We start from the raw sequence: 18759 nt of genomic DNA, 5'->3' as shown, positions 1-18759 counted from the left end.
TCCTACCAGCGTTGTAGACTTGCGGCATGGAAAGGGGAGGACACGATGGAGCCGATACTGGAACTCGAGAGCGCGCGATTGTTGTTGCGGCAGTGGTGCGATGAGGATTTGCCGGAGTTTGCGGCGATGTGCGCCGATCCCCAGGTCATGCGTTATTTTCCGGCGCCGTTGAGTCGCCTGGACAGTGCGTCACTGATCGGACGGATTCGCGGGCATTTTGCCGAGCATGGCTTCGGCCTCTGGGCGCTGGAGCGCAAGGACACCGGGGCATTTATCGGCTTCACCGGCCTCGGTGTGGTCGGTTTCGACGCGCCGTTCACCCCGGCGACCGAAATCGGCTGGCGTCTGGCGCGCGAACATTGGGGCCTGGGTTATGCCAGTGAAGCGGCGTGGACCGCTCTGCGCTGCGGCTTTGATCGGTTGGCGCTACAGGAAGTCGTGTCGTTTACCGCCAAAGACAACCTGCCTTCGGAAAAAGTCATGCAGGCCATCGGCATGCACCATGATTCAGCCGATGATTTTGAACACCCCAAGCTCGCGACCGATCATCCTCTGCGTCACCATGTGCTGTACCGCATCTCCCGTGAACAATGGCTGCAAACCTTGCATGGATAAGCAGGCACGGACGTTTACAATGGCTCCCATGTTGGCCCGGGCCATAAACTGAATCGACCGCCGCAGCCAAGACTGCGCGGCATGCTTTGTGTGAGGAGAGTCTGAATGAGCCAAGTGTTGGATGATCTGGTCGACTTGCTGACCCTGGAACCGATCGAAGAAAACCTGTTTCGTGGCCGCAGTCAGGACCTGGGTTTTCGTCAGTTGTTCGGCGGTCAGGTGATCGGTCAGTCCTTGTCGGCGGCCAGTCAGACGGTCGAGGAAACGCGCCACGTGCATTCGATGCACGGTTATTTCTTGCGCCCGGGCGATTCCGCGTTGCCCGTGGTGTATCAGGTTGACCGGGTGCGTGATGGCGGCAGTTTCAGCACGCGTCGTGTTACTGCCATCCAGAAGGGCAACCCGATTTTCACCTGCAGCGCCTCGTTCCAGTACGACGAAAAAGGTTTCGAGCACCAGGCCGAAATGCCGATTGTGGTCGGCCCGGAAAACCTGCCGTCGGAGCTGGAACTGACTCAGCAGCGTGCGCACCTGATTCCTGAGCACATGCGCGAAAAATTCCTGTGCCCCAAACCGATCGAATTCCGACCGATCACCGAGAAAGATCCCTACAACCCGCAACCGTCCGATCCGGTCAAGTACGTCTGGTTTCGCGCCGACGGTGCCTTGGCGGATTCTCCGGCGCTGCATAAATACCTGCTGGCCTACGCCTCGGATTTCGGTCTGCTGACCACCTCGATGCAGCCACACGGCAAATCGGTCTGGCAGAAAGACATGCAGGTCGCCAGCCTCGATCACGCGCTGTGGTTCCATGCGGATCTGCGCGCCGATGACTGGTTGCTGTACGCGATGGACAGCCCATGGGCCGGCAATTCTCGCGGGTTCACCCGTGGCAGCGTGTTCAACCGTGCCGGGCAACTGGTAGCTTCGGTGACTCAAGAAGGCTTGATCCGTCACCGCAAGGATTGGGCATGAGCCTGGCCGAGGTGCGGCACTGGGTGTTCGACATGGACGGCACCCTGACGGTGGCCGTGCATGACTTCGCGGCGATTCGCGTGGCCTTGGCGATCCCGGCCGAAGACGACATCCTGACCCACCTCGCGGCGCTGCCGGCTGATGAAGCGGCCGCCAAACATGCGTGGTTGTTGGAACACGAGCGGGATCTGGCGCTGGGTTCGAAAGCGGCGCCGGGCGCGGTAGAACTGGTGCGTGAGTTGGCCGGCCGCGGTTATCGCTTGGGCATCCTCACGCGCAATGCCCGGGAGCTGGCGCACGTGACACTGGAGGCGATCGGCCTGGCAGACTGTTTTGCGGTGGAGGATGTGCTGGGGCGTGATGAAGCGCCGCCTAAACCGCATCCCGGTGGTTTGCTGAAACTGGCCGAAGCCTGGAACGTGCCGGCGAGCGAGATGGTGATGGTCGGTGATTACCGGTTTGATCTGGATTGCGGTCGAGCGGCGGGCGCGCGGACGGTGTTGGTGAATCTGCCGGATAATCCCTGGCCGGAGCTGACGGATTGGCATGCGGCGGATTGCCTGGTGTTGCGGGAAATGTTGTCCGCTTGAGGGCCTCTTCGCGGGCAAGCCTCGCTCCTACAGGGTGGCGCGCTGCCCTTGTAGGAGCGAGGCTTGCCCGCGAAGTCGTCAGATCAGGCCATACAAAACTCACTGACCAAACAACACCTTCTGCCCCTCCGGCGACGTCAACATTCCCGCCCCGTTATGCCCGACCCCCGGCACTTCAACCAGCCGCTGATTAACCCCTTTCGGGTTGCGCCGCAGCAGGTAATTGAAAAAATTCTGCCCGCGAACAAGACGATAAGCCCCCTGGGCTTCGGCCTCGCAACCTTTGTCCAGCGCCGGATGCTGCGGGTCGGTGTCTTGCTGCCCAAGCAGATAAGTCACGTCCCGTTTAACGTAGTTGCCTTCAATCTGCAGTGCCGTTTGCCCACTGGCATAAACGGGTAAATCCGTCAGCCCATACTTCCAGCGATTGAACCCCGGGCAGGCTGCGTGGTTGAACGCCACGGGCCGGCGCTCATCGAAATACGCGTACGAAGAAGGGTTGGCGACGACGTAGCGCAGCTTCACGCCAGCGGCCGTCAGGGCCGGTTGCTCACGCGCCAGCAGCGCATAGCGTTGAACCACCTGAGCGCCACCGGAGTGGCCGGCGATGATGATTTGCTTCACGTCCGGAAACTGCCGACGGTCGCTGACTCGCTCGATGATTTGATCGAGGGCCGCGAAAGAACTCAGCGCAAACGGAGCGGTGGATAAACCACCGGCCATCCAGTCATTGCCCTGCCAGCGCAACACGGTGTCCGCCACCGGATGCTGCGCGATGTCGGTTTCGTTGAGGAATTGCGGGGCGATCACCAGGGTGTTCGCACTTTGTCCGGCCAGTTCCGTCGCACGTTCGGCGCTCTGGCGATAGGTTTCAGCGTTGCGTAGCCGACCATGGATGATGATCAGCACGCGTTCGATTTTCGTGGGCGCCGGGCCGAGGCTCACCGCCATCTCGCCTTCTTTCAACAGCAGCCGCCCGGGGCTGAGTTCCTTGACGCCATGCTCCGCAGCCTGAGTGCTTGCGCACGTGAACAACACAATCAACAGCCAATTTTTCATTTACAGGTTTTTCGCCGCAAAGGTATCGCACTGGCCCACCTGGCCTTGCGCAAATCCGGTTTTGAACCAGCGCACCCTTTGCGCCGATGTGCCATGGGTAAACGAGTCCGGAACCACGCGGCCCTGACCCTGTTGTTGCAAACGGTCATCGCCGATGGCGTTGGCCGCGTTCAAGGCTTCTTCGATGTCACCCGGCTCCAGCCAGTTCAGGCGCTGCTGCGCGTTGTTGGCCCAGACACCGGCCAGGCAATCGGCCTGCAACTCCTGACGCACCAACAAACCGCCATCACCTTCCATCTGCCGGCCTTGCTGGCGGGCTGCCTGAATTTTCGCAGAAACCCCGAGCAACGTCTGAACGTGGTGTCCGACTTCGTGAGCGATCACGTAGGCCTGAGCGAAGTCGCCGGCTGCAGAAAAGCGTTGCGACATTTCCTGGAAAAAAGCCATGTCCAGGTAGACCTTCTGGTCGGCCGGGCAATAGAACGGCCCGGTTGCCGATGTTGCCAGGCCGCACGCCGAGTTCACCCGGTTGCTGAACAGCACCAGGGTCGGGTTTTTATACTGCCGACCGGCCTGTTGGAAAATCTGGCCCCAGGTGTCTTCGGTATCGCCGAGGATCGAGCGCACGAATTCGGCGCCTTCGTCATTGGCCGGCGGCGCCTTGCGGCTCTGGTTGGTGGCCGGTGCCGATTGCTCGGTCATCTGACCGGTCAATTGTCCGAGGATTTGCATCGGATCCTGGCCGGTCAGCCAGCCGATCCCCACAATCAGGACGATCGCGGTCAGGCTCAGGCCTTTGCCGCCACCGAAACGCATCCCGCCGCCACCGCCGCCGACACTGTCACCACGGGCGTCGACCACGTTGTCGCTGCGTCGGCCTTTTTTCCATAGCATGTGGGAATCCTCTGATTGTCCGTGGTGATGAGTGTTGCTGGTGTGTGGGGGCGGCGCCAGTCCGGCTGTCCGGCTTTTCGTTCGCTGGCCGAGAGCCTTGCTGACAGTAGGAACATGGATCACCCATTGAATTCCGTCAGGGGACGGGTTTTTATCGAGCCGGCAAGTCGCCGGGTCTATCGAGGTTCGGGTTCCAGATTTCGCATTACACGGTTCATCTTCTAGAATCAGGCAAATTGTAGGTGGAACCTCCCATGGCCGGCAGTCAGATCGAACGTGTCTTCAACGTGCTCGAAAGCCTCACCAGTGATCCTCGCGGTCTGCCGATGCAGATGCTCGCGGAGCAACTCGACATCCCTAAAAGTGCCACTCACCGTCTGCTCGCCGAGCTGATTCGGCTGGGGTATGTGCGGCAGAATCCGGAGAGCCTGCGGTATCACTTGTCGACCAAACTGGTGGCGATGGGGTTTCGTTATTTGTCGGGCAGTGGTGCGGATATCGTTCAGCCGGTGCTGGATCGCCTCGCTCAGGAAACCGGAGAGCTGGTGCGTCTTGGGGTAATTGAAGGCGAGCGGCAGGTCTGGATCGCCAAGTCTCAGGGCGCCCGTTCCGGCTTGCGTTACGACCCGGAGATGGGCCGCGATGCGCCGTTGTTCTATACCGCGTCGGGCCATGCGTGGCTGGCGTGCATGAGCGATGCCGAGGCGTTGTCGCTGGTGGAACGCCAGGGCGGCGAGCGGCCTAAAGATCTCGGGCCGAACGCTCCGCGCTCCAACATTGAATTGCTCGAACGCCTGCGTCTGGCGCGAGAGCAGGGCTACGCCTGGGTCGAGGAAAGTTCGGCGGTGGGCACCTCGGCGATTGCGGCGGTGGTGCGGCACCCGAGCGAGGGGCGAGTGATCGGTGTGCTGAGCATCGCCGGGCCGAGTGCGCGCATGCCGGGCGCGCGGTTGCATGAGTTGGCGCCGCTTCTTTTGAGGTATACCGAGGAATTGGCGGCGGCGAGTCTGGCGTCGGAGTTGTTCAGTTAACCTCGGTGCGCCGCCAGCCTATTGTGGGAGCGGGCTTGCTCGCGAAAGCGGTGGGTCAGTCAACTTGGATTTGACTGGCATACCGCTTTCGCGAGCAAGCCCGCTCCCATAGTGGATTTTTGTAGGTCGCAAAACCGTGCGGTGTTCGAACACTTTCGGCCTATGCTTGTGTTGGAATCTGGAACCAGGTTCTAAATTATTGGAACTCGCCGTCGCGACACGTTTCACTTCGCAAGGGATACCCATGACAGCCAGCACACCGCTCTCCGGCGTAAACCAGCCCTTCAAAGGGATCCTGCTGATTGTCGTTGCGACGTTCCTGTTTTCCAGCCATGACGCGTTTTCGAAATACCTCTCGGGCTTCTATCCGATTGTGATGGTGGTCTGGGCTCGTTATGTGGTGCACACCTTGCTGATGGCGGGGATTTTTCTTCCGCAATCGGGGCTACGCGTCCTACGGACCAAACGGCCGATGTTGCAGTTGGTGCGGGCGTTGTGCCTGTTGGGCACCAGTCTGTTTTTTACCACCGGCCTGCAATACATCCCGTTGGCCGAAGCCACGGCGGTCAACTTTCTTGCGCCGGTTCTGGTGACTGCGCTGTCGGTGCCGCTGCTCGGTGAGCGCGTCACCCGTGGCCAATGGATCGCGGTGATTTGCGGATTCATCGGCGTGTTGATCATCGTCCATCCCGGTGGCGATCTGTTCACGCCAGCGGTGCTGCTGCCGCTCTGTTCGGCGCTGTTTTTCTGCTTCTATCAGTTGCTCACCCGCAAGCTCAGCAACATCGACAGCCCGACCACCAGCAACTTCTTCGCCGGCTTGTGCAACACCTTGGTGATGAGCGCACTGGTGCCGTTCTTCTGGCAAGTGCCGACTCTTGGGCATGGCTTCATGATGGTGGCGCTGGGGACCTGCGGGATGACCGCGCATTTGTTTCTGACCCAGGCCTTCCGTCACGCCGCGCCCGCGTTGTTGGCGCCGTTCGGTTATTGCCAGATCGTTTTCGCCGGTTTGCTCGGCTGGCTGCTGTTCTCCCACACACCGACCCTGACCACGGTGATCGGGATCGCGGTGATTTGCTGCAGCGGGTTGGCGGCGGCGTGGCAGCAGAGTCGTCGGTAAAAGGTGAACGAACTGTGGGAGCGGGCTTGCTCGCGAATGCGGTGTGTCAGTCACCATCAAAGTTGAATGACACACCGCATTCGCGAGCAAGCCCGCTCCCACAGGGGGATTGCGTTGCAGTTTTACTCGGTAACAGTAGGAATCTTGCGCGGCGCCATGAAGTACATCCAGGTCAGGGCAATGAAGTACATCGCCGGAATCAGGGTGAACAGCACGGTGTAGTTGTTGTTGGTGACCGTCAGGATGTGGCCGACCAACTGGGTCATGAACATCCCGCCGATAGCCGCGCACATGCCGCCGAAGCCGAACACCGTACTCATCATGTGTTTAGGCGTGTAGTCCATCACCAGGCTCCAGATGTTCGCGGTCCAGGCCTGGTGCGCGCCGATGGCCAGGGAGATGGCGAACACGGCGACCCACAGGCTGCTCGAACCCGCCGCCATGATCACGCCGACGATGCAGCAGGCAAACAGGAACATGGACAGCAGTCGTGCCTTGATCGGGTTCATGCCGCGGCCGATCAGGAACGAAGAGAGGATGCCGCCGCCGACGCTGCCGAAGTCGGCAGTCAGGTAAATGATGATCAGCGGGATGCCCATCTGGGTCACGTTGATCCCCAGGTTGTATTGCTGATTGAGAAACGGCGGCAGCCAATACAGGTAGAACCAGAACACCGGCGCGGTCATGGAGTAGGCGAGGGCAAAGGCCCAGGTGCCACGCATGCGCAGGATTTTCGAGAACGGCACGCGGGCCTGTTCCGGTTCGACTTCCTTCTGGATGTAGTCCAGTTCCGATTGTTTGACGCTCGGATGATCTTCCGGGTTGAAGTACTTCAAGCCCCAGAAACACAACCAGATCCCGCCCAGTGACGCCATGCACAGGAACGCGGCTTGCCAGCCCCACACGTGCAGGATCAGCGGCAGCAGCATCGGTGTGAACATCGCGCCGACGTTGGTGCCGGCGTTGAAGATGCCGGTGGCCACGGCGCGTTCGCCGGCCGGGAACCACAACCGCGTGGTTTTCACGCAGGCCGGGTAGTTGGCGGCTTCGGTCAATCCGAGAATGAACCGGCAAACCATGAAGCCGACCGCCGAAGTGGCCAGGCCGTGGGCGCCGGTCGCCAGGCTCCAGAGCAACACCGCGCAGAAGAACACGCGCTTCACGCCGACCCGGTCGATCAGCCGGCCTTGCAGGACGAAACCGATGGCGTAGCCGACCTGAAACCAGAAGTTGATGTTGGCGTAGTCCATCGCCGTCCAGCTCATTTCCTTGGCGAGGATGGGCTGCATGACGCCCAGTGCGGCGCGGTCGATGTAGTTGAGCGTGGTGGCGAAAAACACCAGCGCCAGCATGCCCCAACGGGTTTTTCCTACCGCCATGGCGCCGCGAATCTTGTCGCCGATGCCACCGCTGGCAGAAGTCATGGAGGAACGCTCCACGGGAGAGCTTTGAGAAGGAGTCATGTAGGCCACCGATTATTTTTATGTGGTGTTCTGGTTCTTTGGTCACCGAGGCCGATGCGTGTGACCGGGCTCAATGTGTCGTCGATGTTGGGCAGTGGACGAAAAATCGTCAATTCACCAACGGCCATTGTGTTCGATAATCGCACGCAAAACTAACCGGGTAGTACACTTTGAATTGCTGTGTGACGGAGGCAAGCCAATAATCCAACCAAAGAAAAACGCGATCCCTGTAGGAGCTGTCGAGTGAAACGAGGCTGCGATCTTTTGACTTTGATTGTTAAAAAACAAAATCAAAAGATCGCAGCCTCGTTTCACTCGACAGCTCCTACATAAAAGCGAACGCGTGCAATGTCGATAACAAGATAGCCCCCACCACCGGGAGTCGAATTATGCAGCGTTCCATTGCCACCGTTTCCTTGAGCGGTACCCTGCCGGAAAAACTCGAAGCCATTGCCGCCGCCGGTTTCGACGGGGTGGAGATTTTCGAAAACGACCTTCTCTACTACGACGGCAGCCCGAGGGAAATTAAACAGATGTGTGCCGATCTGGGGATCGCGATCACGCTGTTTCAACCGTTCCGCGACTTCGAAGGCTGCCGTCGCGACCGTTTGCATCGCAACCTGGAACGGGCCGAACGCAAGTTCGACCTGATGCAGGAGCTGGGCACTGACCTGGTGCTGGTGTGCAGCAACGCTTCCGCCGATTCCATCGGTGATGAAAATATCCTCATCGACGACTTGCGCCTGCTGGCCGAACACGCCGGCGCACGCGGGCTGCGGATCGGCTACGAAGCTCTGGCCTGGGGCCGGCATGTGAACACTTGGCAACAGGTGTGGAACATCGTCCGTCAGGCCGATCATCCAAGCCTCGGCGTGCTGCTGGACAGCTTTCACACGCTGTCGCTCAAAGGGGATCCGAATGCGATCGCCGAGATTCCCGGTGACAAGATCTTCTTCGTGCAAATGGCCGACGCGCCGATCCTGGCGATGGACGTTCTGGAGTGGAGTCGGCATTTCCGCTGTTTTCCGGGGCAGGGCGAATTCGATTTGCCGGGCTTCCTGGCACCGATCATCAAGAGTGGTTACACCGGGCCGCTGTCGCTGGAAATCTTCAACGATGGTTTCCGCGCCGCACCGCCTCGGGCCAATGCAGCCGACGGTTTGCGTTCGTTGCTGTATCTGGAGGAGAAAACCCGCCAGCGTCTGGCGCAGGAAACGACTCCGGCGGCCAGCCTCGACATTCTGTTCGAGACGCCCAAGGCCAGCGAATACAACGGCATCGAGTTTCTCGAATTCGCAGTGGACGAAAGCCTGGGCGCCAAGCTCGCCCATTGGCTGGAACGCCTGGGTTTCGTCAAGGCCGGGCAACATCGCTCCAAGAGTGTGAGCCTGTTGCGCCAGGGCGATATCAATCTGATTCTCAATTCCGAACCGTACTCGTTCGCCCACAGCTTTTTCGAAGCCCACGGGCCTTCGCTGTGCGCCACCGCCGTGCGGGTCAAGGACAGCGCCAGTGCGCTGGCCCGGGCCGTGGCCTACAAAGGTCAACCGTATCGCGGGCTGGTCGGTCCCAATGAACTTGAACTGGCCGCCGTGCGCGCACCGGATGGCAGCCTGATTTATCTGGTGGACCAGGACGCTGATGTCTATGGCACCGACTTCAATCTGCAACCGGCTACGGTGACCGGTGGCGGCCTCAAACGCATCGACCACATGGCGATGGCGCTGCCGGCCGACAGCCTCGACAGTTGGGTGCTGTTCTACAAGAGCCTGCTGGATTTTGAAGCCGACGACGAAGTGGTGCTGCCGGACCCGTACGGTTTGGTGAAAAGTCGAGCGTTGCGCAGCCGCGACAGTTCGATTCGCTTGCCGCTGAACATTTCCGAGAACCGCAACACCGCAATCTCACACGCGCTGTCGAGTTATCGCGGCTCCGGGGTGCATCACATCGCGTTTGACTGCGATGACATCTTTGCCGAAGTCAGCCGTGCCAAGGAGGCGGGCGTGCCACTGCTGGATATTCCACTCAATTACTACGATGACCTCGCCGCACGGTTCGACTTCGACGACGAATTCCTCAGCGAACTGGCGTATTTCAACGTGCTTTATGACCGTGATGCCCAGGGCGGCGAGCTGTTCCACGTTTATACCGAGCCGTTCGAAGGGCGGTTCTTCTTTGAAATCATCCAGCGCAAAAATGGCTACGCCGGTTACGGCGCGGCCAACGTGGCGGTGCGCCTGGCGGCCATGGCCAAATCCCGAAGCGGTGCCGTACGTCAGGCAAAGTTGTAGGAAAATCGTAAACACGGCGACAAACCGTCGCCGCGCGGCTTCCTTCACTGTGCGGCGCGGCCCATAATCGCCAGCCTGTGCAGTGATGGCCGTGAGCCCGCAATGACGATAACTTCAGAACTCTCCGCAGCGCCCGCCGAACCCATTGCGGAGCCGCGCAAGAGTCGCAAGAACAACCCGGAAAAGACCCGCGAGAACATCCTTCAAGAGGCGATTGTCGAGTTCGTCCAGCAGGGGCTTTCCGGTGCTCGCGTCGATGCAATCGCCGAGCGCATCCACACCTCCAAACGCATGATCTATTACTACTTCGGCAGTAAGGAGCAGCTCTACGTCGAGGTACTGGAAAAACTCTACGGCGACATCCGCAATACGGAAAATCACCTGCACCTGGCCGAACTGGCGCCGGTGGAGGCGATTCGACGGCTGGTGGAGTTCACCTTCGATCACCATGATCGCAACGTCGATTTCGTGCGGATCGTCAGCATCGAGAACATCCACAACGCTGAATACGTGAAGCGCTCCGACGCGATCAAGGCGATGAACAACACCATCCTCGATTCACTGGGCGTGATTTTGCGTCGCGGGGCCGAAGAGGGTGTGTTCCGTTCGGGGCTTGAGCCGTTGGATGTGCATCTGCTGATCAGCTCGTTCTGCTTTTATCGCGTGTCGAACCGCCATACCTTCGGTGAGATCTTTCAGATCGATTTGCCGGATGAAAGCATCAAGCAGCGTCATCGGGAGATGATCTGCGAGTCGGTTTTGCGGTATTTGCAGGCCTGACGCCTTCGCGGGCAAGCCTCGCTCCAACAAAGGCAACAAAGAACCCGTAGGAGCGAGGCTTGCCCGCGAGGCTTTTCAACCATTCATGCTCTGAAAATGCGCCAACATACGCTGCACATCCGGCACCACACCGCTAAACAACTCAAACGCCTTCACCGCCTGAAACACCGCCATATTGCCGCCATCCAGCGTCCGGCAACCCAAGGCGCGGGCATTGCGTAGCAGCTCCGTTTCCAGCGGAAAATAGACAATCTCCGCCACCCACAACTCAGCCCGAAGCAACGCCACCGGCACCGGCATGCCCGGCAGTTTTTTCATGCCCATGGGCGTGGTGTTCACCAAACCATCCGCCTGGGCCAACGTGCTCGGTAAATCATGCCCGGCCACGGCCCGGCCAGCGCCGAAGTGTTGATTGAGGTTGTCCGCCAAGGCTTGAGCGCGGCTGATCTCCACATCAAAAATGCTCAGCAGTTGTACGCCTTCGCTCAACAGCGCGTGGGCCACCGCCGCACCTGCACCGCCAGCGCCCATCTGGACCACACGCTCGCGGGCAACGTCCTTCAATCCCCGGCGAAAACCCTCGGCAAATCCCAAACAATCGGTGTTGTGGCCGATGCGTTTGCCGTCCTTCAGCACCACGGTGTTCACCGCTCCGATGCCACGCGCTTCCGGCGACAACTCGTCGAGCAACGGGATGATCGCCTGCTTGCACGGGAAGGTGATGTTCAGGCCGGTGAAGTTCATGCGCTCGGCGGCCATCAACAGATCGGGCAGGGCGCTGCTGTCGAGTTTCAGCTGATCGAGGTCGATCAAACGATAGAGATAACGCAATCCCTGGGCATCGCCTTCATGCTCGTGCAGCGCCGGGGTACGGGAAGCCTGGATGCCGGCGCCGATCAGCCCGGCCAATACCGCGTTGTTCTGAGTCACGGCGTTACCCCTTCAAGCGTTGGCTGAAGTAATCCAGCGCCAGGCGATAACCATGGCTGCCGAAACCTGCCATCACCGCAGTGGCGATGGCTGAAACGAAGGAGTGATGCCGGAAGGGCTCGCGGGCGTGGACGTTGGACAGGTGGACTTCGACCACCGGCAATTCGCTGGCAATCAAGGCATCGCGGATCGCCACGGAAGTGTGTGTCCAGGCCGCCGGATTGATGACGATCCCGGCGCAGCGTCCGCGGGCTGCGTGAATCCAGTCGAGTAACTCGCCTTCATGGTTGGTCTGGCGAAATTCCACCGCCAAGCCGAATTCTTCGGCGGCGCGTCCGCACAGCGCCGAAATGTCTGACAGGGTTTCGTGACCGTAAGTCGCCGGTTCACGGGTACCGAGCAGGTTCAGATTCGGGCCGTTAAGCACCAGAACGATAGGGGACATCGTGGTCTCTCCACTTATTATTTTTGGAATCGGCCGGGGTGTTCAGCCTGTGGAGATAAATTGTACTAGCTGGTTACTTTGGTCAATTGAAGAGAGGTTCCATTGAGGTTTTGTGTGCGGTGATCGGACAGTCTCACTGTTTATCGCGGCAGATGTTCAACCAGGAAATCGGTGAAAGCCCGCAGTCTCAGCGGCATATGACGGCTCTGTGGATAAAGCAATGTGAAGGGCCTGGAGCGTCCGCCATAAGGTTTGAGCACCTCCACCAACGATCCATCAGCCAGTTCGTTTTCGACAATAAACCGGTAAGTCTGAAACAACCCCGCGCCGTTTTTGGCCAGGGTCACGCCGCCGAGTACATCGTCAGAACAACTGAAGCTGCCCTCGGCAAGAATCTCCCGCGGTGCGCCGTTGTCGCTGAACAGCCAGGCAATCCGCCGACCGCTGCTGGGCAGTTCGTATTGAATGCATTCGTGTTGCGCAAGGTCGTCCAGGCTTTGCGGGGTTCCCGCGCGCTTTAAGTAATCGGGACTGGCGATCATCACCAGCTCGGCGTCCTCAAGGTGACGGGCGATGAGGCCGGAATCCGGAATAGCCCGTACGCGGATTGCCATGTCATAGCCTTCGCCGACGAAATCGATGTTGCGATTGCTGATGTGCGACTCGACCTTCACGTCTGGAAAGCGCGCCCGGAATGCCGGCAACAACGGCAAGATCCGGTGGTGCGCATACGTCGTGGGAATACTGATGCGCAGCGTGCCGGACGGTTGCTGTTGCTGGCCCATGACCTCGCGCTGAGCCTCCACCAACTGCGCCAGTGCCTGACGGCATTCCTCGTAATAGCGGCGACCACTGTCGGTCAGCTTGACGCTGCGGGTGGTGCGCGCAAACAGCCGCACACCGAGGCGTTCTTCCATGCGCGACACCGACCGACTCACGGCGGCCGGTGTTACGCCGGCCACCAACGCGGCCGCCGTAAAGCTGCCGGCCTCGGCCGCCAGGCAAAACAGTTCGATGCTGCCCAACTGAAGATCGTCGAATACTCGCTGCATGATGGATGACACCAAGGATCAAATGAGGGACTGCGCCACTGTAGATGAAATCGCCGCAGCAGTGCTTTACTTGACCGGCCTCTCATTGGATAACCGGACAGGAGCAGCATCATGCCTTTCGTCAGCGTACGAATCACCCGTGACGGCGTCACCCGGGAGCAGAAAGCCCAGGTCATCGCCGAAATCACCGACACCTTGAAACGCGTTCTCGGCAAGCCACCGGAACTGACCCACATCGTGATCGAGGAAGTCGATACCGATAACTGGGGGTACGCGGGCATCACTACCACCGAGTATCGAAAAAATCAGCCGGGATGATTGTGTGCCAAGCCAGGAAAGCCGTCCTCGTGACGGCTTTTTTGTGGGCTAGGGGAAAGGATTGCTTACTATTTTGCGCAGGTATCCACCGACTCGAGGCGAGGCTTGACGCTAGTCTCAGAGGCGTGAAGACGATTTGGTGCAGAGCCTATTGTCGGATTTTCCAGGGAGTGTCGGGCCTTTGGGCTCATTAACCTAACGGATGGGTTAGTATGCGATTGTTCAGCTACAAAGGGTTTTCAATGGTGATCATGTTGCGCGATGAGCATTGCCCGCCGCACGCGCATGTAGATGCCGGAAGCTGGAGTGCACGCTTCAAGTTCTGTTTTTGGCACAACAGTATCGAGCTGTGGGATGTGGTTCCTCATTCAAACCGGCCATCTGTGGCAGTGCTGGAAGGATTGCGTCACGCACTCGGACAACCCGCGCACTTGCGTCGCGCCCGGGCCATCTGGTGGGACAAGCTGCAAACGGTCTGTCTCGATCATCAGAAATGGGACTGGCAGACCAGCGAAGTCGTGGTGGTCAAAAGGATTGCGAGTACGACCTGGATGATTGGCTCGGCTTGCTACGAACCCAAGACTAATAAGACTCTTCTGGCGCTGATCGGTGTACCGGAAGGTGTGGAGATTCAACTATGAAAACGATTCAGGCAGGAATGCTGGCCGATCGGCCTGTCACCGAGGCCGTGCTGGATGAAGCCATCCAGCGCGGGCAAGTGCGCCAGAAAAACGGATTGCAGGCGACTTCGGTAAGGTTTGTGGAACCTTGTCTGGCGGTCGGCTTCATTGATGGCAGCGGCGTGCTGCTGCCTGTGCAGCACTATCCGGAATTCGATGATTTCGACATTGAGGATTTCGCAGACCTGAAAGTCGGCTTTTCCGGCACCGCTTTATGTCATGAAGGCAAGGATCTGAACGTGTCCATCGCCGGGATGATTTCAGCGAGCAAGCCGTTGATGGACATGGCTGCTTCGGTCATTGCCTCGCGCAACGGTCGCCAAAGCAGCGCCGCCAAAGCCGAGGCTGCGCGGGCCAATGGCCGTAAAGGCGGGCGTCCGCGTAAGGCAGAGGTCACCGATTGATCACCCACAAAAAAGCCGTCGTACTGACGGCTGTTTTGTAGGGCGGGCTGCAATCAACGACGGGTCAACAACACCCCGGATTCCATGTGATGTGTCCACGGAAACTGGTCGAACATCGCGCACTGGGTGATGCGATGGGTGTCGTGCAACTGGGCGATGTTGGCCGCCAGGGTTTCCGGGTTGCAGGAGATGTAGAGGATGTTGTCGAAGCGCCGGGTCAGCTCGCAGGTGTCCGGGTCCATGCCGGCGCGAGGCGGGTCGACGAAGACGCTGCCGAACTCGTAGCTCTTCAGGTCGATGCCGTGCAGGCGACGGAACGGGCGGACTTCGTTCAGGGCTTCGGTCAGCTCTTCAGCGGACAAACGCACCAGGGTGACGTTATCCACAGCGTTTTCGCTGAGGTTGCTCAGTGCGGCGTTCACCGAAGTCTTGCTGATTTCCGTGGCCAGCACTTTGCGCACACGGGTCGCCAGCGGCAGGGTGAAGTTGCCGTTGCCGCAATACAGCTCCAGCAAATCGTCCGGGCGATCGCCGAGGGCATCGTAAGCCCAGTTGAGCATCTTCTGGTTCACGGTGCCGTTGGGCTGGGTGAACGCGCCTTCGGGCTGGCGGTAGCTGAACGTGCGGCCACCGACGTCCAGTTTCTCGACCACGTAATCCAGGCCAATCACTTCGCGTTTGCCTTTCGAGCGACCAATGATGCTCACGTTCAGGTCGGCGGCCAGTTTCGTCGCCGCCGCGTGCCAGTGTTCATCCAGCGGGCGGTGATAGCACAAGGTGATCATCGCATCGCCGGCCAGGGTGGTCAGGAACTCCACCTGAAACAGCTTGTGGCTTAGCGCCGCGCTGGCCTTCCATGCCGCCTTGAGCTGCGGCATCAATTCATTGATGCGCAGGCTGGCGATCGGGAACTCTTCGATCAGGATCGGCGTGCGTTTGTCTTCCTGGGAAAACATCGCGTAATGACGATCGCCGCCTTCGCGCCACAGGCGGAATTCGGCGCGCAGGCGGAAATTTTTCAGCGGCGAGTCAAACACCGCAGGTTCCGGTGCATCGAACGGGGCCAGCAGGTCGCGCAGGCGCGTGACCTTGTCTTCGAGCTGGACGGCGTAGGCCTGGGAATCAAAAGTCATGCGTTGAACCAACCCAACTTGATCACGAACAGAATCGACAGAATCACCAGCGCCGCGTTCAGCTCACGGCCGCGGCCGGACAGCAACTTGATCGCGGTCCAGGAGATGAAACCGAAGGCGATGCCGTTGGCGATGGAATACGTGAATGGCATGGCCAGGGCGGTGACCACGACCGGTGCGGCAACGGTGATGTCGTCCCAGTCTATTTCGGCCAGGCCGGATGTCATCAACACCGCGACGAACAGCAGCGCCGGTGCGGTGGCGAATGCCGGAACGCTGGCGGCCAATGGCGAGAAGAACAGCGCCAGCAGGAACAGAATCGCCACGACAACGGCGGTCAGGCCGGTGCGGCCACCGGCACTCACGCCAGCGGCGGATTCGATATAGCTGGTGGTGGTCGAGGTGCCCAGCAGCGAACCGGCCATGGCCGCGGTGCTGTCGGCGATCAGGGCGCGGCCCATTTTCGGCATGTGGCCGTCCTTGCCCATCAGGCCGGCGCGCTTGGCGACGCCGATCAGGGTGCCGGAGTTGTCGAACAGGTCAACGAACAGGAAGGCGAAGATCACGCTGACCAGACCGATGTCCAGTGCACCTTTGATGTCCAGCTGCAGGAAGGTCGGCGCCAGGGACGGTGGCATCGACATCACGCCGCCGAACGGGGTGAAGCCCAATGCGATGGACGCGATGGTCACCACCAGAATGCCGATCAGCACCGCGCCGCGTACGGCGAGCGCTTCGAGGGCGACGATCAGGGCGAAACCAAGGGTGGCGAGGATCGGTGCCGGTTGTTTCAGGTCGCCGAGGCCAACCATGGTCGCCGGGTTGCTGACCACGATGCCGGCGTTATGCAGGGCGATCAGCGCCAGGAACAGGCCGATACCGGCGGCAATCGCCGAGCGCAGCGGCAGCGGGATGCTGTTGATGATCCATTCACGGATGCGGAAGATCGACAGCAGGAAGAAGCACACCGCCGAGATGAACACCGCACCCAGCGCCACTTGCCAGGTGTGGCCCATGTGCAGGACTACGGTGTAGGTAAAGAAGGCGTTCAGGCCCATGCCCGGCGCAAGCGCGATCGGGTAGTTGGCGATCAGGCCCATTACGGTGGAGCCGATTGCTGCTGCCAGACAGGTCGCGACAAACACCGCGCCCTTGTCCATGCCGGTCTCGCCGAGGATGCTCGGGTTGACGAACAGAATGTAGGCCATGGCCAAGAAGGTCGTGACGCCCGCCAGAATCTCGGTCCGCACGTTGGTGTTGTGTGCCTTGAGTTGAAACAGCCTTTCCAGCATGTCTGCTCCCCGTGGCGCGCCCGGCGCCGTGAATGTATCGACCTCAACAGCAAAGCACAGACCGCTGCAGGCGCCTGGTAATTTTCTGTGGGTCGGAAAAAGCCGCGCATCATACCAGCAGCGTGGGGCTGTGGCTGCTTATGGCTGCGATCGTCGCCGATGTTTTGCGCAAAAGCGAAGTGAGCCATACTGCGCGCTGGTTTTGGGGGGCGATATGCATTGCATTAAAAAGTGTGGGGTTGCGGTGATTGGCGTCGCGATGGCGTTGTGGCTGGGGGGGCAAACCGCCTCGGCGGCGATGGCGCCACGATTGAGCCAGTTGAAGGTGGTCAAGGTTGAATCACCGACCTGTGGTTTTGAGAACATTGCCGAAGGGCAGACCGAGACGAGTTGCGACCACAGTGGGCCGAGCATCAAGGTCTACGTGCTGGAAGTCGGTTACGGTAGCCCCAGTCCGTATGTCACGCTGGATGGTTTTGAAGTGGATGGCACCCGGACACCGGTGTGCGCCTTTCAAACCGGCAACCTGAAGGATTGCACGCCAGGTGAAAAAACCGTCGGCTATCTTTACATCTTCAATCTTGCAGGCAAGCAGGACGGGATCTTCACGTTCAGCAACACCTCGATCAACGCCCCTGGCGATAAGCTGTCGACCCAGCTTTACATCAAGTAACGGCTGCACTCGAACAAGGGTCAGGAAAGCTGACTACGCTTTAAAGATCATTCTGTGGACCAAACCCATGACCTTTAGAGCTTTGATTACCCTCGCCGAGGGCATCGATGACCTGCAAACCGTGACCCTGATCGACGTGCTGCGCCGCGCCAAGGTTGAAGTGGTGGTGGCGAGCATCGAGGGCCGACGCATGATCACCTGCGCCCGCGGTACCCGCTTGACCGCCGACGCTATGCTGGTGGATTTGCTGGCCCAGCCGTTCGACCTTCTCGCACTGCCCGGCGGAGAGGTGGGCTCACAGCACCTCGCCGCACATCAACCCCTGCAACAGTTGATCAAGGACCAGGCCGCCGCCGGGCGTCTGTTCGCCGGCATCGGTGAATCCCCAGCGCTGGCGCTGCAAGCCTTTGGCGTCTTGCGTCAGCGACGCATGACCTGCCTGCCATCAGCCAGCCATCAATTGTCGGGCTGTAATTTTGTCGACCAGCCCGTGGTGGTCGACGGCAATTGCATCACTGCCCAAGGCTCGGGAGCTGCTCTGGAGTTTGCCCTGACGCTGGTGGAACAACTCTGCGGTAAAGCCACGCGAGCTGCCGTGGCGGCGGAGTTGGTGGTTTGAAACATGTCATGCGTGACTGGCAATGGGTTGGATAATCGGTTGCTCACGATGCTCCGCTTGCCAGAGATCGTAGTCGGTCTGGACGCCTAACCACATGCGCGCCTTGCCAATACCGGCGCGCTCGAGACGCACAGCCAAATCCGGACTGATTGGCGCGTGGCCATGCAGTACACGCGAAAGATGCGGACGAGCGAATCCCAGGTGACGTGCCAGCTCTGTGACACTGATGCCTAGCTCGGGCAATACATCCGTTAACAGCGTTTCGCCAGGGTGCGGCGGGTTGTGCATGGGCATGTCCTGCCTCCTGTGAGTGTATGCATTGACCCTGTTTCAACCATTTTCCACGCCCATCAATTCCCTTGAACGCTCATCCCACCCCGAAGTCGTACCCC

At 59.8% G+C, this 18759-nt stretch carries 21 protein-coding genes; 12 read left to right on the top strand and 9 right to left on the bottom strand.

The annotated features are described in order from the left end of the window. Window positions 1-45 precede the first annotated feature (45 nt). From ACA049_RS26680 to ACA049_RS26670, 3 genes are all read left to right on the top strand, one after another. Window positions 46-615 carry a GNAT family N-acetyltransferase gene (locus ACA049_RS26680; RefSeq protein ID WP_497331088.1) on the top strand — a complete coding sequence of 190 codons (570 nt, stop codon included), beginning with the start codon at window positions 46-48 and terminating at the stop codon, window positions 613-615. Window positions 616-720: 105 nt separating this feature from the next. Next, on the top strand, window positions 721-1590 hold the full coding sequence (gene tesB, locus ACA049_RS26675) for an acyl-CoA thioesterase II (protein ID WP_497331086.1): 870 nt from the start codon (window positions 721-723) through the stop codon (window positions 1588-1590). Further along, window positions 1587-2180, top strand: a complete 594-nt coding sequence (locus ACA049_RS26670) for an HAD family hydrolase (RefSeq protein ID WP_497331084.1) — start codon at window positions 1587-1589, stop codon at window positions 2178-2180. Before tesB ends, ACA049_RS26670 begins: the two co-directional genes overlap by 4 nt. A gap of 99 nt (window positions 2181-2279) precedes the next feature. Here ACA049_RS26670 and ACA049_RS26665 read toward each other — a convergent pair whose 3' ends face one another. Then, window positions 2280-3239: an alpha/beta fold hydrolase gene (locus ACA049_RS26665; protein WP_497331082.1), complete on the bottom strand. Its 960-nt coding sequence runs from the start codon at window positions 3237-3239 to the stop codon at window positions 2280-2282. Continuing rightward, the gene (gene ypfJ / locus ACA049_RS26660; RefSeq protein WP_497331080.1) at window positions 3240-4133 is read right to left on the bottom strand and encodes a KPN_02809 family neutral zinc metallopeptidase; all 894 of its coding nucleotides are present in this window, start codon (window positions 4131-4133) and stop codon (window positions 3240-3242) included. Window positions 4134-4387: 254 nt separating this feature from the next. Here ypfJ and ACA049_RS26655 point away from each other — a divergent pair, with 254 nt between their 5' ends. Further along, a complete protein-coding gene (locus ACA049_RS26655) occupies window positions 4388-5164 on the top strand; it encodes an IclR family transcriptional regulator (RefSeq protein ID WP_497331078.1) in 777 nt (258 codons plus the stop codon). A gap of 244 nt (window positions 5165-5408) precedes the next feature. Then, window positions 5409-6287, top strand: a complete 879-nt coding sequence (locus tag ACA049_RS26650; protein WP_172791678.1) for a DMT family transporter — start codon at window positions 5409-5411, stop codon at window positions 6285-6287. A gap of 122 nt (window positions 6288-6409) precedes the next feature. Here the strand turns inward: ACA049_RS26650 and ACA049_RS26645 are convergent, their stop codons facing one another. Next, window positions 6410-7711, bottom strand: a complete 1302-nt coding sequence (locus ACA049_RS26645; protein WP_497331076.1) for an MFS transporter — start codon at window positions 7709-7711, stop codon at window positions 6410-6412. Window positions 7712-8139: 428 nt separating this feature from the next. Between ACA049_RS26645 and quiC the strand changes: the two genes are divergently transcribed. Further along, a complete protein-coding gene (gene quiC / locus ACA049_RS26640) occupies window positions 8140-10041 on the top strand; it encodes a 3-dehydroshikimate dehydratase QuiC (RefSeq protein ID WP_497331074.1) in 1902 nt (633 codons plus the stop codon). 102 nt (window positions 10042-10143) lie between these two features. Next, window positions 10144-10821 carry a TetR/AcrR family transcriptional regulator gene (locus ACA049_RS26635; RefSeq protein ID WP_109635041.1) on the top strand — a complete coding sequence of 226 codons (678 nt, stop codon included), beginning with the start codon at window positions 10144-10146 and terminating at the stop codon, window positions 10819-10821. A 75-nt stretch (window positions 10822-10896) separates the two neighbouring features. Here the strand turns inward: ACA049_RS26635 and ACA049_RS26630 are convergent, their stop codons facing one another. From ACA049_RS26630 to ACA049_RS26620, 3 genes are all read right to left on the bottom strand, one after another. Then, entirely contained in the window at window positions 10897-11751 is an 855-nt protein-coding gene (locus tag ACA049_RS26630) for a shikimate dehydrogenase (RefSeq protein ID WP_497331072.1), read from the bottom strand. Between the two features lie 4 nt (window positions 11752-11755). Then, window positions 11756-12196: a type II 3-dehydroquinate dehydratase gene (gene aroQ, locus ACA049_RS26625; protein WP_219096066.1), complete on the bottom strand. Its 441-nt coding sequence runs from the start codon at window positions 12194-12196 to the stop codon at window positions 11756-11758. 140 nt (window positions 12197-12336) lie between these two features. After that, complete coding sequence (locus tag ACA049_RS26620; RefSeq protein ID WP_497331070.1) at window positions 12337-13248, bottom strand: LysR family transcriptional regulator; 912 nt, start codon at window positions 13246-13248, stop codon at window positions 12337-12339. A gap of 111 nt (window positions 13249-13359) precedes the next feature. On the opposite strand from ACA049_RS26620, the gene ACA049_RS26615 reads away from it, so the two are divergent. The 3 genes from ACA049_RS26615 (at window position 13360) to ACA049_RS26605 (ending at window position 14650) form a co-directional block, all read left to right on the top strand. Continuing rightward, a complete protein-coding gene (locus ACA049_RS26615; RefSeq protein WP_059402046.1) occupies window positions 13360-13566 on the top strand; it encodes a tautomerase family protein in 207 nt (68 codons plus the stop codon). Window positions 13567-13778: 212 nt separating this feature from the next. Beyond that, window positions 13779-14207: a DUF4160 domain-containing protein gene (locus ACA049_RS26610; protein WP_497331068.1), complete on the top strand. Its 429-nt coding sequence runs from the start codon at window positions 13779-13781 to the stop codon at window positions 14205-14207. Beyond that, entirely contained in the window at window positions 14204-14650 is a 447-nt protein-coding gene (locus ACA049_RS26605; protein WP_497331066.1) for a DUF2442 domain-containing protein, read from the top strand. The genes ACA049_RS26610 and ACA049_RS26605 overlap by 4 nt, the downstream gene beginning before the upstream one ends. Window positions 14651-14703: 53 nt before the next feature. On the opposite strand, the gene trmA is transcribed toward ACA049_RS26605, so the two are convergent. Both trmA and ACA049_RS26595 read right to left on the bottom strand, forming a co-directional pair. Beyond that, the gene (gene trmA, locus ACA049_RS26600) at window positions 14704-15783 is read right to left on the bottom strand and encodes a tRNA (uridine(54)-C5)-methyltransferase TrmA (RefSeq protein ID WP_497331064.1); all 1080 of its coding nucleotides are present in this window, start codon (window positions 15781-15783) and stop codon (window positions 14704-14706) included. Continuing rightward, entirely contained in the window at window positions 15780-17075 is a 1296-nt protein-coding gene (locus ACA049_RS26595; protein ID WP_497331062.1) for an NCS2 family permease, read from the bottom strand. Before ACA049_RS26595 ends, trmA begins: the two co-directional genes overlap by 4 nt. A gap of 214 nt (window positions 17076-17289) precedes the next feature. Here ACA049_RS26595 and ACA049_RS26590 point away from each other — a divergent pair, with 214 nt between their 5' ends. Beyond that, the gene (locus tag ACA049_RS26590) at window positions 17290-17748 is read left to right on the top strand and encodes a DUF4879 domain-containing protein (RefSeq protein WP_497331060.1); all 459 of its coding nucleotides are present in this window, start codon (window positions 17290-17292) and stop codon (window positions 17746-17748) included. Between the two features lie 67 nt (window positions 17749-17815). Beyond that, window positions 17816-18367: a DJ-1 family glyoxalase III gene (locus ACA049_RS26585; protein WP_497331058.1), complete on the top strand. Its 552-nt coding sequence runs from the start codon at window positions 17816-17818 to the stop codon at window positions 18365-18367. A gap of 6 nt (window positions 18368-18373) precedes the next feature. On the opposite strand, the gene ACA049_RS26580 is transcribed toward ACA049_RS26585, so the two are convergent. After that, window positions 18374-18661, bottom strand: coding sequence for a HigA family addiction module antitoxin (locus ACA049_RS26580; RefSeq protein WP_497331056.1), 288 nt, complete (start codon window positions 18659-18661; stop codon window positions 18374-18376). Window positions 18662-18759 lie beyond the last annotated feature (98 nt).

Source organism: Pseudomonas sp. LBUM1662 (assembly GCF_059695915.1).
The sequence above is the reverse complement of the archived record's forward strand: the minus strand, read 5'-3'. Positions and strand labels throughout refer to the sequence as shown.